Annotated in this window: 13 protein-coding genes; 4 read left to right on the forward strand and 9 right to left on the reverse strand. The window is 52.3% G+C overall.

What is annotated here, in order from left to right; all coding sequences use genetic code 11:
* Positions 1 to 58 precede the first annotated feature (58 nt).
* The 6 genes from narI to OGX83_RS06345 all read right to left on the reverse strand — a co-directional run bounded on the left by narI (position 59) and on the right by OGX83_RS06345 (position 8,985).
* Entirely contained in the window at positions 59 to 739 is a 681-nt protein-coding gene (gene narI, locus OGX83_RS06320) for a respiratory nitrate reductase subunit gamma (protein WP_003833047.1), read from the reverse strand.
* Entirely contained in the window at positions 736 to 1,431 is a 696-nt protein-coding gene (gene narW, locus OGX83_RS06325; protein WP_048214176.1) for a nitrate reductase molybdenum cofactor assembly chaperone, read from the reverse strand. The genes narI and narW overlap by 4 nt, the downstream gene beginning before the upstream one ends.
* Positions 1,431 to 2,975 (reverse strand): nitrate reductase subunit beta, encoded by a 1,545-nt coding sequence (gene narH / locus OGX83_RS06330; protein ID WP_008784807.1) that lies wholly within the window; start codon positions 2,973 to 2,975, stop codon positions 1,431 to 1,433. The genes narW and narH overlap by 1 nt, the downstream gene beginning before the upstream one ends.
* A complete protein-coding gene (locus OGX83_RS06335; RefSeq protein ID WP_008784806.1) occupies positions 2,972 to 6,712 on the reverse strand; it encodes a nitrate reductase subunit alpha in 3,741 nt (1,246 codons plus the stop codon). The genes narH and OGX83_RS06335 overlap by 4 nt, the downstream gene beginning before the upstream one ends.
* Positions 6,713 to 6,808: 96 nt before the next feature.
* The gene (locus tag OGX83_RS06340) at positions 6,809 to 8,194 is read right to left on the reverse strand and encodes a NarK family nitrate/nitrite MFS transporter (RefSeq protein ID WP_208744297.1); all 1,386 of its coding nucleotides are present in this window, start codon (positions 8,192 to 8,194) and stop codon (positions 6,809 to 6,811) included.
* A 212-nt stretch (positions 8,195 to 8,406) separates the two neighbouring features.
* Complete coding sequence (locus OGX83_RS06345; protein ID WP_057068227.1) at positions 8,407 to 8,985, reverse strand: TetR family transcriptional regulator; 579 nt, start codon at positions 8,983 to 8,985, stop codon at positions 8,407 to 8,409.
* 117 nt (positions 8,986 to 9,102) lie between these two features.
* Between OGX83_RS06345 and OGX83_RS06350 the strand changes: the two genes are divergently transcribed.
* Entirely contained in the window at positions 9,103 to 10,587 is a 1,485-nt protein-coding gene (locus OGX83_RS06350) for an MFS transporter (RefSeq protein ID WP_057068229.1), read from the forward strand.
* A gap of 3 nt (positions 10,588 to 10,590) precedes the next feature.
* On the opposite strand, the gene OGX83_RS06355 is transcribed toward OGX83_RS06350, so the two are convergent.
* The 3 genes from OGX83_RS06355 to yddG form a co-directional block, all read right to left on the reverse strand.
* Positions 10,591 to 11,031, reverse strand: a complete 441-nt coding sequence (locus OGX83_RS06355; RefSeq protein WP_003833032.1) for a GFA family protein — start codon at positions 11,029 to 11,031, stop codon at positions 10,591 to 10,593.
* A gap of 83 nt (positions 11,032 to 11,114) precedes the next feature.
* Positions 11,115 to 12,197, reverse strand: coding sequence for a porin OmpD (gene ompD, locus OGX83_RS06360; protein ID WP_103770613.1), 1,083 nt, complete (start codon positions 12,195 to 12,197; stop codon positions 11,115 to 11,117).
* A gap of 460 nt (positions 12,198 to 12,657) precedes the next feature.
* On the reverse strand, positions 12,658 to 13,539 hold the full coding sequence (yddG, locus tag OGX83_RS06365) for an aromatic amino acid efflux DMT transporter YddG (protein ID WP_048214181.1): 882 nt from the start codon (positions 13,537 to 13,539) through the stop codon (positions 12,658 to 12,660).
* 288 nt (positions 13,540 to 13,827) lie between these two features.
* Here yddG and fdnG point away from each other — a divergent pair, with 288 nt between their 5' ends.
* Genes fdnG through fdnI form a run of 3 tightly spaced genes read left to right on the forward strand, consistent with a single transcriptional unit; the run spans position 13,828 to position 18,422 of the window.
* Entirely contained in the window at positions 13,828 to 16,875 is a 3,048-nt protein-coding gene (gene fdnG / locus OGX83_RS06370; RefSeq protein ID WP_095533095.1) for a formate dehydrogenase-N subunit alpha, read from the forward strand.
* 13 nt (positions 16,876 to 16,888) lie between these two features.
* On the forward strand, positions 16,889 to 17,773 hold the full coding sequence (gene fdnH, locus OGX83_RS06375) for a formate dehydrogenase N subunit beta (RefSeq protein ID WP_003833024.1): 885 nt from the start codon (positions 16,889 to 16,891) through the stop codon (positions 17,771 to 17,773).
* A complete protein-coding gene (fdnI, locus tag OGX83_RS06380) occupies positions 17,766 to 18,422 on the forward strand; it encodes a formate dehydrogenase-N subunit gamma (protein ID WP_003020054.1) in 657 nt (218 codons plus the stop codon). The genes fdnH and fdnI overlap by 8 nt, the downstream gene beginning before the upstream one ends.
* Positions 18,423 to 18,546 lie beyond the last annotated feature (124 nt).

The raw sequence follows: 18,546 nt of genomic DNA on the forward strand, positions 1-18,546 counted from the left end.
AAGCGGGATAGCGATGCAGGCCCGGTAAGCGCAAGCGCTACCGGGCATCAGAGTTCAATTATCGGCGGGAACGCACTATCTGATAGCGGCGAGTGAAGTACTCAAACGGCGCACTCCATACGTGGACCAGACGGGTGAACGGGAATAGCAGGAAGATAGTCATCCCCAGAACCAGGTGCACACGGAAAATCAACGCCACGCCATCCAGATGCGCAGATGCGCCGCCCTGGAAAGTCACCACCGACTGCGCCCAACCGACCAGTTTCAGCATTTCACTGCCGTCTGGATGTTGCGCAGAGAACGGGATGGTGGTTAAGCCGAGGATACACTGAATCAGCAGAACGCAAAGGATCAGAATATCAGCGGTGGAAGACGTTGCACGAATGCGCGGGTTGGTCAGACGCCGCACCAGCAAACCTGCGCCACCAACCAGCGTCAGTACGCCACAAAGCCCACCGGCAATCATCGCCATCTGTTGTTTCACCGCAATCGGCAGGAACCAGGCATACATCCAGTGCGGCGTTAGCATGCCGAACAGGTGACCGAAAAAGATCCCCAGAATGCCGATGTGGAACAGGTTTGACCACAGCACCATGCCGCGTTTGTCCAGCATCTGGCTGGAAGAGGCGCGCCAGGTGTATTGCCCGTAGTCATAGCGTAGCCAACTGCCGAGGATAAATACCGTACCGCACAGGTACGGGTAGATATCGTAAAAAAAGACGTTCAGGTACTGTATCATTTCGGGCCTCCCGCGCTGACGTCGACATACTGCGGCGCAACGTCCTGGCTAAAGCGTCGTTGATAGTTTTGTAACGGTGAACTGTCGCAGGCGGTGGCGTTATCCTCGATAAACTTCACCTGTTCCTCTTCCCACACCGCATCCAGCGCCTGACGAGTATCATCGCGGGTTTCAGCACCAACCTGCTTAGTGACACTGTCACTTGAAAGAGGGCTTCCGGCAAGCAGCAGCAGGGCGTCAAACAGTTGATACCACGGCGTATCGCGCTGTTTTAAGCGCCCGCCCAACAGAGCCAGAATCGGTGCAACGTTCTGCAGTCCTTCTTTGGCCTGGTCCTCCGGCAACACGCTCAAATACTCCAGATACAACGGCAGGTGATCCGGTAGTTCGCGGCAGTCGAGCTGTAGCCCGACCTTTTCATACTGCGCCAGCAGATCAACCATCGCCTGACCCCGGTCACGGGACTCGGCGTGCACGTGCTCAAACAGCAGCAGAGAGGTGGCCCGGCCCCGGTCAAAGATTTCGCACCATTCCGCTTGTTTATCCAGCAGTGGCGCATTGAGCAATCCCTGGCTAAATTCGGTAAGCATGGGGGCATCGCTGGCCACAAGCGCCAGCGCGTCGTCTTTATACTCCCACAGCAGCTCGTCGGGATATTCCATCAGCAGGCCGATAACCTTCAGGATTTGCATTATTCACCCTCCGCTTTATCGCGCACTTCGGTGATGTCGATGGCATCAATACGGCTACTGTTAAACAGGTTGAATTTGGTATCTGAGCCATGGCAGCCGTCACCGAAAGTAAATCCGCAGCCGTTTTTCTCCGGGAAGGCATCGCGTGCCATTTCACGGTGGCTGGTCGGGATCACAAAGCGGTCCTCATAGTTGGCGATGGCCAGATAGCGATACATCTCTTCAACCTGCTCAACGGTCAAACCTACTTCCTCAATCGCGCGGGTGTCCGTCACGCCTTCCACTGTTTGCGCACGCATATAGTGGCGCATGGCCATCATACGTTTCAGCGCGCGCAGCACCGGACCGGTATCACCCGCACTGAGCATGTTGGCGAGGTACTGAACCGGAATTCGCAGCGACTCAACCGCCGGCAAAATGTTGCCATTGTGCGGCAGTCCGCCCGCGTCGGCGACCGACTGAATCGGTGACAATGGCGGTACATACCAGACCATCGGCAGGGTGCGATATTCCGGGTGCAGCGGCAGCGCCAGTTTCCAGTCCATCGCCATTTTGTAGACTGGCGAACGTTGGGCCGCTTCGATGACGTTGTGCGGAATACCTTGTTTTAACGCCTCTTCAATGACCGCCGGATCGTGCGGATTGAGGAATACATCGCACTGACGCTCATAGAGATCGGTCTCATGCTCGGTGCTGGCCGCTTCTTCGATGCGGTCGGCGTCATACAGCAATACGCCGAGATAACGGATACGTCCAACGCAGGTTTCCGAACATACCGTCGGCTGGCCAGACTCAATACGCGGATAGCAGAAAATGCACTTCTCTGACTTACCGCTCTTCCAGTTAAAGTAGATTTTTTTGTACGGACAGCCGCTGATGCACAAGCGCCAGCCGCGACATTTGTCCTGGTCGATCAGCACAATGCCGTCTTCTTCACGCTTATAGATAGCACCGCTTGGGCAGGTGGCGACACAGCTTGGATTCAGGCAGTGCTCGCACAGGCGCGGTAAATACATCATGAAGGTGTTTTCGAACTGGCCGTACATCTCCTTTTGCATCTTCTCGAAGTTACGGTCGCGGGCACGTTTTGAAAATTCGCCGCCAAGCAGTTCTTCCCAGTTTGGACCCCAGATAATCTTGTCCATCCGCTTACCATCGATCAGCGAACGCGGACGCGCGGTGGGCTGATTCTTGCTTTCCGGCGCGCTATGCAGATGTTGATAATCGTAGGTAAACGGCTCATAGTAATCATCGATTTGCGGGATTACCGGGTTGGCGAAAATTTTGGTGATGACGCCCATCTTACCGCCCAGACGCGGTCTTATCTTGCCGTTAACATCGCGAACCCAGCCGCCTTGCCACTCTTCCTGATCTTCCCAGTTCTTCGGATAACCAATACCCGGTTTGGTCTCGACGTTGTTAAACCACGCGTATTCCATCCCTTCACGTCCGGTCCAGACGTTTTTGCAGGTAACGGAGCAGGTGTGGCAGCCGATGCACTTATCCAGATTAAGAACCATGCCTACCTGTGAGCGTATTTTCATTTTTTCGCCTCCTGTACCTGATCGCGACCTTCATCATCCAGCCAGTTAATATTTTTCATTTTTCTAATCATGATGAACTCATCGCGGTTAGAGCCGACCGTACCGTAATAGTTGAAGCTGTATGCCAGCTGCGCATAGCCACCTATCATGTGCGTGGGTTTCGGGCAGACGCGGGTCACCGAGTTATGGATCCCGCCGCGCATCCCGGTCACTTCTGAGCCAGGGATATTCATGATTCGCTCCTGAGCGTGATACATCATGGTCATTCCCGGTGGCACGCGTTGACTCACCACTGCACGCGCGGTGAGCGCACCGTTGGCGTTGAAGGCTTCGATCCAGTCGTTATCCTCAATGCCCAGCTCTTTGGCATCGGTCTCGCTGATCCAGACAATCGGTCCGCCGCGCGACAGCGTCAGCATCAGCAGGTTTTCACTATAGGTAGAGTGGATCCCCCATTTCTGGTGCGGCGTCAGGAAGTTGAGCGCTTTTTCCGGGAAGCCGTTAGGCGGAACCTCGCGCATTTCACTGACGCTGCGGGTATCGATAGGTGGACGATACGCCACCAGACTTTCACCGAACGCACGCATCCACGCATGATCCTGATACAGCTGCTGGCGACCGGACAGAGTACGCCATGGGATCAGCTCGTGGACGTTGGTATAGCCTGCGTTATAGGAAACATGTTCACTTTCCAACCCGGACCAGGTGGGGCTGGAGATGATTTTGCGCGGCTGCGCCTGGATATCGCGAAAACGGATCTTTTCGTCTTCTTTGTTCAACGCCAGGTGCGTATGGTCGCGTCCGGTCATCGCCCCCAGCGCTTCCCAGGCTTTCACCGCCACCTGACCGTTTGTTTCCGGTGCCAGGGCGAGGATCACCTCAGAGGCATCCAGCGCGGTGTCAATCAGCGGGCGTCCTTTTGCCGGGCCTTCGCGCTTGGTGTAGTTCAGCTTGCCGAGGAAATCGACTTCCGCCTGGGTATTCCACGCAATGCCTTTCCCGCCGTTACCGAGTTTGTCCATGAGCGGGCCAAGTGAAGTAAAGCGTTCGTAGGTGGCGGGGTAGTCACGCTCCACAACGGCGATATTCGGTGCCGTTTTGCCCGGGAGGAGATCGCATTCGCCTTTGCGCCAGTCCTGAATGTCAAACGGCTGCGCCAGCTCTGCCGGAGAGTCGTGTTGCAGCGGTTGCAATACCACATCCGTTTCTTGTCCAAGGTGTCCGACGCAAACCTCAGAAAATACTTTGGCGATGCCTTTATAAATTTCCCAGTCGCTCTTCGATTCCCATGCCGGGTCGACCGCCGCAGACAACGGGTGAATAAACGGATGCATATCCGAGGTATTCATATCGTCTTTTTCATACCAGGTAGCGGTTGGCAGAACGATATCGGAGAACAAACAGGTACTGGACATACGGAAATCGAGCGTGACCAGCAGATCGAGCTTGCCCTCTATCGCCGCCGACTGCCATTCAACCTCTTCAGGTTTAATACCCTCGCTTGAACCGAGCGCTTCCCCCTGGATCCCGCTTTCGGTACCCAGCAAATATTTGAGCATGTATTCATGCCCTTTACCGGAGGAGCCGAGCAGGTTAGAGCGCCAGACGAAGAGGTTGCGCGGATGGTTTTTGCCGTTATCTGGCTGTTCGCAGGCAAAACGAATATCACCTGACTTCAGCGCCTGTGCGGTGTATTGCGCAGGAGATAGCCCTGCTTGTTCGGCTTTTGCTTTAACAGTCAAAGGGTTGAGGTTAAGCTGCGGCGCAGACGGCAGCCAGCCCATCCTTTCAGCCCGCACGTTAAAGTCAATCAAATGTCCGCTAAACTTCGACGCATCGGCCAGTGGAGAGAGGAGTTCCTGCGCGGTAAGTTTTTCATAACGCCACTGGCTGGAATGGTTGTAGAAAAACGAAGTGCTGTTCATCTGACGCGGTGGTCGGTTCCAGTCCAGCGCAAAGGCCAGCGGCAACCAACCGGTTTGCGGACGCAGTTTCTCCTGACCCACATAGTGCGCCCAGCCGCCGCCGCTTTGTCCCACACAGCCACAGAACACCAGGATATTAATCATGCCACGGTAGTTCATATCCATGTGATACCAGTGGTTGACGCCAGCCCCGAGAATGATCATCGAACGGCCATGCGTTTTGTGCGCCGTATCGGCAAACTCACGGGCGATCTGTTCGATATGACGGCGTGGCACACCGGTAATTTGCTCGCCCCAGGCCGGGGTGTAGGCTTTCACTTCGCTGTAATCTTGCGCGCTATGAACGTCATCCAGACCACGATCGAGGCCATAATTCGCCAGCACCAGATCATAAACGCTCACCACCGGGCAACGGCTACCGTCAGCGAGGGTAAGATGTTTTACCGGTAGTTGCCGGATCAGCACCGGTTCTTGTTTTACACTGCGAAAATGTGGGTTTTCGTTGCCGCCAAAATAGGGGAATGCCACGCCGGTCACTTCATCATGCTGACCAAGCAGCGAAAGAGAAAGTTCAGTTTCAGCGCCAGCCGCCAGTGGTTCCAGGTTCCATTTGCCTTTTTCCCCCCAGCGAAAACCGATAGATCCGTTCGGGACAACCAGTTCGCCAGCGCTGTTAAAGGCTACCGTTTTCCACTCCGGATTGTTGCTTTCACCCAGGCCATCGACAAGGTCTGAAGCACGCATCATGCGTCCAGGCACGTAGCTGCCATCTTCGCGGGCATCCAGTAAAACCAGCATCGGCATGTCGGTATAGCGACGACAGTAATTGAGGAAATAATCGCTGGGATTGTCGAGGTGGAACTCTTTCAGGATGACGTGGCCCATCGCCATTGCCAGCGCGCTGTCTGTTCCTTGTTTGGGTGCCAGCCACTGATCGCACAGTTTGGCGACTTCCGAGTAATCCGGCGTAATGGCAATCGTCTTGGTGCCTTTGTAGCGTACTTCTGTGAAAAAGTGCGCATCCGGGGTACGAGTCTGCGGCACGTTAGAACCCCAGGCGATGATATAGCTGGAGTTATACCAGTCGGCGGATTCAGGAACGTCGGTCTGCTCGCCCCAGGTCATCGGTGACGCGGGCGGTAAGTCGCAGTACCAGTCATAGAAACTCAGACATGTTCCGCCGATTAGCGAGAGATAGCGAGTGCCGGCGGCATAGGAAACCATCGACATCGCCGGGATCGGGGAGAAGCCGACCACGCGATCCGGGCCGTAGGTTTTCACCGTCCAGACGTTGGCGGCAGCAATCAGCTGATTAAGCTCTTTCCAGTTCGAACGGATAAATCCACCGCGCCCGCGTACCTGCTTGTAGCTCTGGCATTTTTGCGGGTCGTTCATAATGGATTCCCAGGCCAGCACCGGATCGGGCTGGCGGGAGAGGGCGTCGCGCCACAATTCGATTAAGCGTTTACGCACCAGGGGATATTTCAGGCGGTTAGCGCTATAGAGATACCACGAGTAGCTGGCGCCGCGTGGACAGCCACGGGGCTCATGATTTGGCAGGTCAGGACGAGTACGCGGGTAGTCGGTTTGCTGCGTTTCCCAGGTCACCAGCCCGTTTTTAACGTAGATCTTCCAGCTGCATGAGCCGGTACAGTTAACGCCGTGGGTAGAACGCACAATTTTGTCGAACTGCCAGCGCTGACGATAGCTGTCTTCCCAGTCCCGGTTGGTGTGCATCACTTGCCCGTGCCCCTCGGCAAACGTATCGCCCTTTTGTTTAAAGTAGCGAAAGCGGTCTAACAGTTTACTCATGACATAACTCCTGCTTCGATAATATTGCCGACGGTAAATCGAACTCCAGGCCTGATCCAGCCGACCTAAATGTCCGATCCTGCGGTATCCATTTTGTTATTTTTTTTGTGATTTACGGCCATAGACCAACCAGGTCACCAGCACGCAGACGATGTAAAACACGAGGAATATTTTCATGGCACCCACCGGAGAGCCGGTCAACGCCAGCGATGAGCCAAACGCTTTAGGAATGAAGAAGCCCCCCACTGCGCCAATAGCGGAAATAAATCCCAGGGCGGCGGCGGTATCGGTTACCGCTTCCCGCTGAGCCTGTTCTTCGGTACCACCATGCAGCTTCACCCGATAAATTGTGATTTTGCGAAAGATCACCGCAATCATCTGGAAGGTTGAACCGCTGCCCAGACCCGCGGTCAGGAACAAGCCCATAAACACCAGGTAAAACGCGAAAAAGCTACCTTCGCCCGAGCCGGGCAAAGTGAGAAACAGCAGGGCGCTGAACAGTGCCATAAAGATGAAGTTAATTAAGGTGACACGCACACCACCAAACTTGTCAGAGATAACACCGCCCGCCGATCGTGCAAGCGCGCCGATGAAGGGGCCGAAGAACGCCAGTTGCAGGATATTCACGTCGGGGAACTGGGTTTTCGCCAGCATGGCAAAGCCTGCCGAAAAACCGATAAATGAACCGAAGGTGGCGAGATACAGCAGACTTAATAACCACAGATGAAAACGCTTGAGTACCGGTAACTGGGAGGCAATTGAGGCCTTCGAGCTGGCAATGTCGTTCATTCCCATGCCCGCTGCCACGGTGGCTATCAGCAGTAACGGCACCCATATCCATGCTGCATTGGCCAGCGACAATAACGAGCCGTCAGCTTGCGGTACGCCCTGTACGCCCAAAAAGGTAAATATGGGCAGAAAGATCACCAGTGGCGCGATCAACTGCATCACGCTGACGCCGAGGTTGCCGAGACCACCGTTAACGCCTAATGCGCTACCTTGCTTCGCTTTGGGGAAGAAAAAGCTGATATTGCCCATGCTGGAGGCAAAGTTAGCGCCAGCAAAACCACACATCAGCGCAATGATTATAAATACTCCAAACGGAGTAGCGGTATTTTGCACGGCAAATCCGAGCCAGACGCAGGGAATAACCAGAATAATCGTGCTAAAAATGGTCCAGCGACGACCACCAAATATAGGTACCATAAAGGAGTAGGGCACGCGTAATATTGCACCAGAAAGAGATGGCAATGCCGTTAATAAAAACAGTTGGTCGGTGGTGAAATTAAAACCAATTTTATTCAGATTGACGGCTACGGCGCTAAACAACATCCAGACGCAGAACGCAAGCAGCAGACAACTTACTGATATCCAGAGGTTTCTGCGCGCAATGTGCTTGCCTTTATTTTCCCAAAAGCCGGGGTTTTCTGGTTTCCAGTCAGTTAAAAGATAACGATTATTTTTCTCATTTGATGATGACATATTATTCTCCATGCACATGCCGTTCATGAAAAAGAAATAAACGCATGCAGCGCCGCGCGGCTTCTTTTTAGAAACTATTGAAAAGTTTTAGGAATATTGACTGAAAGAATAGATAAAAAAGCGCAATAACGCGGCGTGATGGGAGAATTACACGTTGCTTAAGTGTTACTAATTGTAAACATAAAAGATGTATTGTTAATCCATCTATTACATCAAATAAATAACTCCTGCGTTATCATACGATCAAGGTGACGATCGAATGCAGGATCGGCCATTTCCTCAATACCTAATATGTACATACCATCCAGGCCGCAGACTAATGCGATTAAGCGCCATGCGACGTCGGCGGCATCAGGCGCGGATGAGAACTCACCGGCTTTCTGTCCTTGTGTAATGATGTTGGCGGTTTCTTCGTGCCACATTCGCATGGTCAACAGGTAGGCGCTTTTAATTTCCGGATCTTTACCCGCAACAACCTGTGCTTCACGCCATAGCTTAATATAGGGTTCCAGACCACCATCTTCACTGCCTAGCATCGCATGCAGTCGCTCACGGAAACTGGCGTCTTCGCTGACCAGTTCGGCATCAAGTAGGGTGCGGATAAGGCGCACAAATGCCTGGGATTTGAGTTCGCCGGCAGAGGCGAAATGGTGATGTACCTGGCCCGTCGCGACGTGAGCTTCTGCAGCAATGCGTCGAACCGTCATGGCGGAAAATCCTTCTTCAAGTGCGACACGCATTGCTGCTTGCAGAATCACTTCCCGACGTTCATCCCGATTTAGATAGCTCATCATTCCTCCTGTACCCGTATAGATCGCAGTCTAACAAAAAGTTGGACATATGTTCAATTTTCCGTAGGATCGCTAAAGCTGGACATGTGTCCAGTTTTGGTTTCGTTAGGGAGTTTTATGTTTCGTCAGTGGTTAACGTTAGTCATTATTGTGCTGGTCTACATCCCTGTTGCGATTGATGCAACGGTGCTGCACGTTGCCGCGCCCACGCTGAGTATGACGCTGGGTGCCAGTGGTAACGAGCTGCTGTGGATCATTGATATTTATTCCCTGGTAATGGCCGGAATGGTATTGCCAATGGGTGCGCTGGGGGATCGCATCGGCTTTAAACGTCTGCTGCTGTTAGGCGGTGGATTATTTGGTCTCGCATCGCTGGCGGCCGCTTTTGCTCATAGCGCAAGCTGGCTGATTGCCACCCGGGCGGTATTGGCGATTGGCGCGGCGATGATTGTTCCGGCAACGCTGGCGGGTATTCGCGCCACGTTCTCTGAGCAACGGCATCGAAATATGGCGCTCGGCGTCTGGGCGGCGGTCGGTTCCGGCGGTGCGGCGTTTGGCCCACTGGTTGGCGGGATGCTGCTGGAGCACTTCTACTGGGGGTCCGTATTCTTAATTAATGTGCCAATTGTCCTGGTGGTAATGGCCTTAACCGCACGCTTAGTGCCACGCCAGGCCGGACGTCGCGATCAATCGTTAAATTTTGGTCATGCGATCATGCTGATTGTTGCCATTCTGCTGTTGGTTTACAGCGCTAAAACTGCGCTGAAAGGGCATACGGCGACCGTTGCCATCGCCCTGACGCTGTTAACCGGCGCTTTACTGTTGTGGCAGTTTGTCCGTATCCAGCTTGCGGCAGCTCGCCCGATGATTGATATGCGTCTGTTCACGCATCGCATTATCTTGAGCGGTGTAGTGATGGCGATGACCGCGATGATAACGCTGGTGGGTTTTGAGTTGCTGATGGCTCAGGAACTACAGTTTGTTCACGGTTTAACACCGTATCAGGCTGGATTGTTCATGCTGCCTGTGATGCTGGCAAGTGGTTTCAGCGGACCGATTGCCGGTATGTTGGTTTCACGCCTGGGATTACGTTGTGTGGCAACGGCGGGCATGGCGCTGAGCGCCGTCAGTTTTTACGGCCTGGCGATGACGGATTTCAGTAGCCAACAGATACAAGCCTGGATTTTGATGGCTTTGCTCGGCTTCAGCGCCGCCAGTGCGCTCCTGGCTTCAACGGCGGCTATCATGGCAGCAGCGCCGGCGGAAAAAGCCGCGGCCGCTGGCGCCATCGAGACAATGGCTTATGAACTGGGGGCAGGACTTGGGATCGCTATCTTTGGCTTACTGCTGAGCCGTAGCTTTTCTGCATCGATTCTGCCGCCAGCCGGACTTAATCCGCAGGAAGTAGAACGAGCCACATCGTCAATGGGGGAGGCGGTACAACTGGCGCACTCGCTCCCGTCGTCACTGAGTGAGGCATTGCTGACGGCTGCCAGAGAAGCGTTCACCTGGTCACATAGCGTGGCCTTAAGCAGCGCCGGCAGCATGCTTATCATATTAGCGATAGGAATGTGGTTCAGTCTGGCAAAGGTACAACGTTAATAACTAGTGAGCTAAATGACAGGGGTAATCCATCTCTTCGACTTCTTTCCCACTCAGTCGAGCGTATTGCCCCGTCAGTCTCCAGAACGCAGGTTGCGTTTCCGTATAGATCTCTGCCGCTAATATCAGGCGGCGGCGATCTACCTCATTAAGTTCCAGAAGTGTCCATGGAATAAAGTAGCGATCGCTGTCCGTCAACGTAAACCACAGTGGGCATCCGCAGCCGGAACAGAAGAACCGTTCACCACGATTTGAAGAAGGAAAGTGCGAAGGTTCTGCCGATTCTGGCGACATCAGCGGGTGAGCGCTGGCTTCCAGATACATGGCGATGCCGCCTGACCATTTCTGACACAGCGTACAGTGGCAGGCATAGACATCCAGCATTTCGACGTCAACGGTAAAATGACTCTGTCCGCAAAGACAACGACCAGTGAATGTCTGCACGGCATACTCCTTATGACCGAGTCTACATTAAGAGAAAAAGCCAGCCCTTGGAGGACTGGCTTTGTATTCAGACTAAAACAAAATTAGAACTGGTAGTTCAGACCAACAGCCACGATGTTGTCAGTGCTTACACCGGCAGCATTGGTGAATGCATTGTCATCCAGCAGGTTGATTTTGTAATCAACGAAGGTAGACATGTTTTTGTTGAAGTAGTAGGTAGCACCCAGGTCTACGTATTCAACCAGATCCTGGTCGCCGTAATTGTTGATGTCTTTACCTTTGGATTTCAGGTAAGCAACGGACGGACGCAGACCGAAGTCGAACTGGTACTGTGCAACAACTTCAAAGTTCTGTGCTTTATCAGCGATACCGTTAACTTTAGAACCATAGGTGGTCATGTTGCGGGTTTCGGAGTAGGTGGTTGCCAGGTAGATGTTGTTCGCATCATATTTCAGACCAGCAGCCCATACTTCAGCGTTTTTACCGTCAGCTTTGAACGCGCTGCCAGCATTGCTCTGAGAGTCAGTACGGTCAGATTTCGCATAGGTAGCACCTACGCCGAAGCCTTCATACTCGTAAGTAGAAGACAGACCGAAACCGTCGCCATTAGCTTCTTTGTCGTTGCTACGGTCATTTTTGCCCTGGTACTGAGCAGCAAAGTTCAGACCTTCAACCAGACCGAAGAAGTCGGTGTTACGGTAGGTTGCAACGCCAGTAGTACGGCCAGTCATGAATACGTCAGTCTGGGTCCAGGTATCACCACCGAACTCAGGCAGGACGTCGGTCCATGCGCCGATGTCGTATGCTACGCCGTAGTTACGACCGTAGTCGAAAGAACCGTATTCAGCGAATTTCAGACCAGCGAATGCCAGACGAGTTTTGTCGCTGTTGGAACCACCGGTGGATTCAGTGCGGTTACCTTTGAATTCATATTCCCACTGACCAAAACCAACCAGTTGGTCATTGATCTGAGTTTCGCCTTTGAAGCCCAGACGCGCGTAGGTTTTGTCGCCATCGCTGCCGTTGTCGTCAGAGAAGTAATGCTGAGCGTGAACTTTACCGTAGATATCCAGTTTGTTTGCGTCTTTGTTATATACCTCAGCTGCGTTTACCGCACCTGCCGCCAACAGGCTAGTCACTGCCACTGCAACTAATTTAAGTTTCATTCTAAATAATCCTTATAATTTTTTCTTGGTGTGTTTCCTAAACCATTGCTAAACGAAGGGGTTCGTCAATGGCAAACTATTTTTAAATGACGCAGTGGTATAAGTTCAATAATAAGTTTCATAATATTGCGAAATATTTGAATTTGTGTGATCCAGATCTACATAATATAGCTGATTGTATTAATCTTTATATGTGACAAATCTGAATGGGTATATTTACGTAGGGGACTATTGTGCCGTCTATGGTTTAAATGGAGTTAGTCACGCAGGTATAATATATACATGCTGAGGAATATAGATAAGCATGCAATATTTCCGGGAGTTAATTAATTACCAATTATTTAACATTAAATTAAACAAAAATAAACATAAACCACAAGTGGAATGAACATTTATTATTCATTAATTTGATTACAGTGTAGCCGGGTTTTAGATTTGCGCGATAAAACCCGGATTTTTTTCAGGCGCGGCGTGTTGCCAACCAGCAAAGTAGCGAACCCGCACAAACCATCAATGCACCCTGCCAGAAAGATAGCGACAACGGGGCGCTGAGTAACACAGCAGCCAGAGCGGAGGAGAGCACTGGGGTAAAATAGGAACCTACGGCCATGATGGTCACGTTGCCATGCAAAATGCCAATATTCCACGCCGCATAGGCAAATCCTAACGTTAATGCCGCTGAGAACATTTTAATAGTCACCGAAGTGCTGAAATTCATTTCTGGTTGCGGAGTCATAAAATAGTAAACCCACAAACTTGCAGCCGTTAGTAAAACGAATACGGTAATACCGTTAAAGCCTTTTGCGTATTTATTGGTCACCGTGCAATACGTTGCCCAGATAAATGCGCCAAGAAAGGCGAGGAAATAGCTCAGCGGGCTGCTGGCAACGTTGTTTATAATTTCACCAGGATTAAGGCCATTTTCGCCACCCAATACCCAACAAACCCCGGTCAATGCGATAATTAATCCAGGGATTACCAGCCAGGTTGTTTTTTGACCATTAAATAAAATAGCAAACAATATCGTCAGACTCGGCCAGAGATAATTGACCATACCGACTTCAATAGCCTGGTGACGAGTAGCCGCATAACCGAGAGCCAGCGCTAAACATATTTCATAGGTAACAAAAAGCACGCTACCCGCGATTAAATAACGCACAGGAATTTTTCTGATATTCGGAAAGCCAACGGTAAAAATCAGCAACAGGCCACTTAACGAAAAAATCATTGCTGCGCCACCCGCAGGACCCAGTCCTTCACTTACCCCACGCATTAGCCCGACCATCGTGCTCCAGAGCACGATGGCAATGAGCCCAATTAACGTCGCTTTTTGTTTTGTCATTCTGATTGTCTGTCCATGGTGCTGGCAAAAATTCAAGCTGAAATTTATAGCACTTTTACACCGTAGCGCGCTAACTAATTACCTTTCACCTACCCCCTTATGGGTACAAAGGTTAAACAAAGTGCACTATTTAGTAGCGGAACCGTTTCGTTATTGATTTGACGCAAAAAAAATATGGATATAGCTGATAGTTTCGTCGCGAAGTTGTACATGTCATCTTTCAATTATGCCGCGCTGGCGCGATTTGAGAGATGTCCTGTACGAATCCCTGCAAAAAAGAGGAAAGCAATGGACGTCAGCCGCAGACAATTTTTTAAAATCTGCGCGGGCGGTATGGCGGGAACAACAGTAGCTGCTCTGGGTTTTGCACCCAAAATGGCACTGGCTCAGGCGCGAAACTATAAGCTGTTACGCGCCAAAGAGATCCGAAACACCTGCACATACTGTTCCGTAGGTTGCGGGCTATTAATGTATAGCCTGGGAGATGGAGCAAAAAACGCCAAAGAGTCGATTTACCATATTGAAGGGGATCCGGATCATCCGGTGAGCCGTGGGGCATTATGCCCTAAGGGCGCAGGATTACTGGATTACGTGCACAGTGAAAACCGTCTGCGTTACCCGGAATACCGTGCACCAGGTTCCGACAAATGGCAGCGTATCAGCTGGGATGAAGCATTCACCCGTATCGCGAAGCTGATGAAAACTGACCGTGACGCCAACTTTATTGAGAAGAATGAGCAGGGCGTAACGGTAAACCGCTGGCTTTCAACCGGGATGCTGTGTGCATCTGCGGCAAGTAATGAAACCGGTATGCTGACGCAAAAATTTGTGCGCTCACTCGGCATGCTGGCAGTAGACAACCAGGCGCGCGTCTGACACGGACCAACGGTAGCAAGTCTTGCTCCAACATTTGGTCGCGGTGCTATGACCAACCACTGGGTTGATATTAAAAACGCTAACGTCGTGATGGTGATGGGCGGTAACGCCGCTGAAGCACATCCGGTGGGATTCCGCTGGGCGATGGAAGCTAAAAACAACAATGATGCCACGCTGATTGTTGTTGACCCTCGTTTTACACGTACAGCTTCGGTGGCGGATATCTATGCGCCAATTCGTTCCGGCACGGACATTACGTTCCTGTCCGGCGTCTTGCTGTACCTGATTGAAAACAACAAAATTAACGCTGAATACGTTAAGCATTACACCAATGCCAGCCTGCTGGTGCGGGATGACTATGCTTTTGAAGACGGTCTGTTCAGCGGGTATGACGCGAAAAAACGCCAATACGATAAATCGTCCTGGAACTACCAGTTCGATGAAAACGGCTACGCGAAACGCGATGAAACGTTAAGCCATCCTCGCTGTGTCTGGAACCTGCTAAAACAGCACGTTTCCCGCTACACGCCGGATGTGGTGGAAAACATTTGTGGTACGCCGAAAGAAGACTTCCTGAAAGTCTGCGAAGTGCTGGCTTCCACCAGTGCAGCCGATCGCACCACCACGTTCCTGTACGCGCTGGGTTGGACTCAGCATACCGTCGGGGCACAGAACATCCGCACCATGGCGATGATCCAGTTGCTGCTCGGCAACATGGGGATGGCAGGTGGCGGTGTCAACGCCTTGCGCGGCCACTCCAACATTCAAGGGTTAACCGACTTAGGTCTGCTCTCTACCAGCCTGCCGGGCTACCTGACGCTGCCGTCAGAGAAACAGACAGACCTGCAAACCTATCTGGCCGCAAACACGCCAAAAGCGACATTGGCCGATCAGGTTAACTACTGGGGCAACTATCCGAAGTTCTTCGTCAGCCTGATGAAATCTTTCTACGGCAATGCAGCGCAGAAAGAAAATGACTGGGGCTTTGAGTGGCTGCCGAAGTGGGATCAGTCCTACGACGTCATTAAATACTTCAACATGATGGATAGCGGGAAAGTCACCGGCTACATCTGTCAGGGCTTTAACCCTGTTGCGTCCTTCCCGGACAAAAACAAAGTGGTGCAGAGCCTCAGCAAACTGAAGTATCTGGTGGTTATCGATCCGCTGGTGACCGAAACCTCAACGTTCTGGCAGAACCACGGTGAATCAAACGACGTTGATCCGGCGTCGATTCAGACCGAAGTTTTCCGTTTGCCTTCTACCTGCTTTGCGGAAGAGGACGGTTCCATCGCCAACTCCGGCCGCTGGCTGCAGTGGCACTGGAAAGGTCAGGATGCCCCTGGCGAAGCCCGCAACGACGGCGAAATCCTTGCCGGTATTTACCACCGTCTGCGCGACATGTATCGCACTGAAGGCGGTAAAGCTGTAGAACCCGTTCTGAAAATGAGCTGGAACTATAAGCAGCCGGACGAACCGCACTCCGAAGAAGTGGCGAAAGAGAACAACGGCTATGCGCTGGAAGATCTCTATGATGCCAACGGCGTGCTGGTTGCGAAGAAAGGTCAGTTGCTCAACAGCTTTGCGCTGCTGCGCGATGATGGTTCTACGTCATCATCCTGCTGGATTTATACCGGTAGCTGGACCGAGCAGGGCAACCAGATGGCCAATCGCGATAACGCCGACCCGTCAGGTCTCGGTAATACGCTGGGCTGGGCCTGGGCATGGCCGCTAAACCGTCGCGTGCTGTATAACCGCGCTTCGGCGGATCCGCAGGGTAAACCGTGGGATCCAAAACGTATGCTTATCCAGTGGAACGGTACGAAGTGGACGGGGAACGATATCCCGGACTTCAATACCGCGGCACCGGGCAGTGGCACCAATCCGTTTATCATGCAGCCGGAAGGGCTGGGGCGTCTGTTTGCTATCGATAAGATGGCGGAAGGTCCGTTCCCGGAACACTACGAGCCGATGGAAACGCCGCTGGGCACTAACCCGCTGCACCCGAATGTGATCTCCAACCCGGCAGCGCGTCTGTACGAGGCGGATAAACTTCGTATGGGCACGAAACAGGACTTCCCGTACGTCGGGACGACCTATCGTCTGACCGAACATTTCCATACCTGGACCAAGCACGCATTGTTGAATGCGATTGCCCAGCCAGAGCAGTTTGTGGAAATCAGCGAAACGCTGGCGGCAGCGAAGGGGATCAACAACGGCGATCACGTGAAAGTCAGCAGCAAACGTGGATTTATTCGCGCAGTTGCCGTGGTCACTCGTCGTCTGCGTACCCTGAACGTCAACGGTCAGCAGGTAGAAACGGTTGGGATCCCAATCCACTGGGGCTTTGAAGGAGTCGCGCGTAAAGGCTTTATCGCCAACACCCTGACGCCGAACGTCGGTGATGCAAACTCGCAAACGCCGGAATACAAAGCGTTTTTAGTTAACATCGAGAAGGCGTAAGGGAGGCGAACATATGTCTATGGAAACGCAGGACATCATCAAACGGTCCGCAACAAACTCCATCACGCCGCCGCCTCAGGCTCGTGATTACAAAGCAGAGGTCGCGAAGCTGATCGACGTTTCCACCTGCATAGGCTGTAAAGCCTGTCAGGTGGCATGCTCAGAGTGGAACGATATCCGCGATGAAGTCGGCCACTGCGTCGGGGTTTATGACAACCCCGCCGATCTCAGCGCCAAGTCCTGGACGGTGATGCGGTTTACCGAAACCGAACAGAACGGCAAGCTGGAGTGGTTGATTCGTAAAGACGGCTGTATGCACTGTGAAGATCCGGGCTGTCTGAAGGCGTGCCCGTCTGCCGGGGCCATCATCCAGTACGCCAACGGGATTGTCGATTTCCAGTCAGAGCACTGCATTGGCTGCGGCTACTGTATTGCCGGGTGTCCATTTAATATTCCGCGCCTCAATAAAGAGGATAACCGCGTGTATAAATGTACGCTGTGTGTGGACCGCGTCAGCGTCGGGCAGGAACCTGCCTGCGTGAAAACGTGTCCGACCGGGGCAATACATTTCGGCACCAAGCAGGAAATGCTGGAAATGGGTGAACAGCGTGTGGCCAAACTGAAGGCACGCGGTTTTGAACATGCCGGTCTTTACAACCCGGAAGGTGTGGGCGGCACGCACGTCATGTACGTTCTGCATCATGCCAACCAGCCTGAACTGTATCACGGCCTGCCAAAAGACCCGCAGATAGATACCTCTATCAATCTGTGGAAAGGAGCGCTGAAGCCGCTGGCCGCTGCCGGATTTATCGCCACCTTCGCCGGACTGATTTACCACTACATTGGTATTGGTCCGAATAAGGAAGTGGACGACGACGAGGAGGATCATCATGAGTAAGTCGAAAATGATTGTGCGCACGAAATTTATCGACCGCGCCTGTCACTGGACGGTGGTGATCTGCTTCTTCCTGGTAGCGCTGTCGGGGATTTCATTTTTCTTCCCGACTCTGCAATGGCTGACGCAAACCTTCGGTACGCCGCAGATGGGACGCATTTTGCACCCGTTCTTCGGCATACTGATCTTCGTGGCGCTGATGTTCATGTTTGTACGCTTTGTGCACCACAACATCCCGGATAAGAAAGATATTCCGTGGCTGAAAAACATTGTGGAAGTACTGAAAGGCAATGAACACAAAGTGGCGGATGTGGGCAAATACAACGCCGGGCAGAAAATGATGTTCTGGTCGATTATGAGCATGATTTTCGTGCTGCTGATTACCGGTATCATTATCTGGCGTCCGTACTTTGCGCAGTTCTTCCCGATGCAGGTCGTGCGCTATAGCCTGCTGATCCATGCGGCTGCGGGGATTATCCTGATGCACGCCATCCTCATCCATATGTATATGGCATTCTGGGTGAAAGGATCGATTAAAGGTATGGTCGAAGGGAAAGTGAGCCGTCGTTGGGCGAAGAAACATCACCCACGTTGGTATCGCGAAGTTGAAAGACAAGAAGCGAAAAAAGAGAGCGAGGAAGGGGTTAACTAATCCCTGATGTTCCCTCTACGCAATGGCGCTACATCGGTAGCGCCATTTTTTTGCCAAAAAAACGTCATGTTTCTGTCATCTGCTGAACGTAAGGTGTTGTCTTTCCGATAATAGAAGAGTTAAA

It is taken from the genome of Citrobacter sp. Cpo074, from assembly GCF_030332745.1.
Lineage (GTDB): Bacteria > Pseudomonadota > Gammaproteobacteria > Enterobacterales > Enterobacteriaceae > Citrobacter > Citrobacter portucalensis.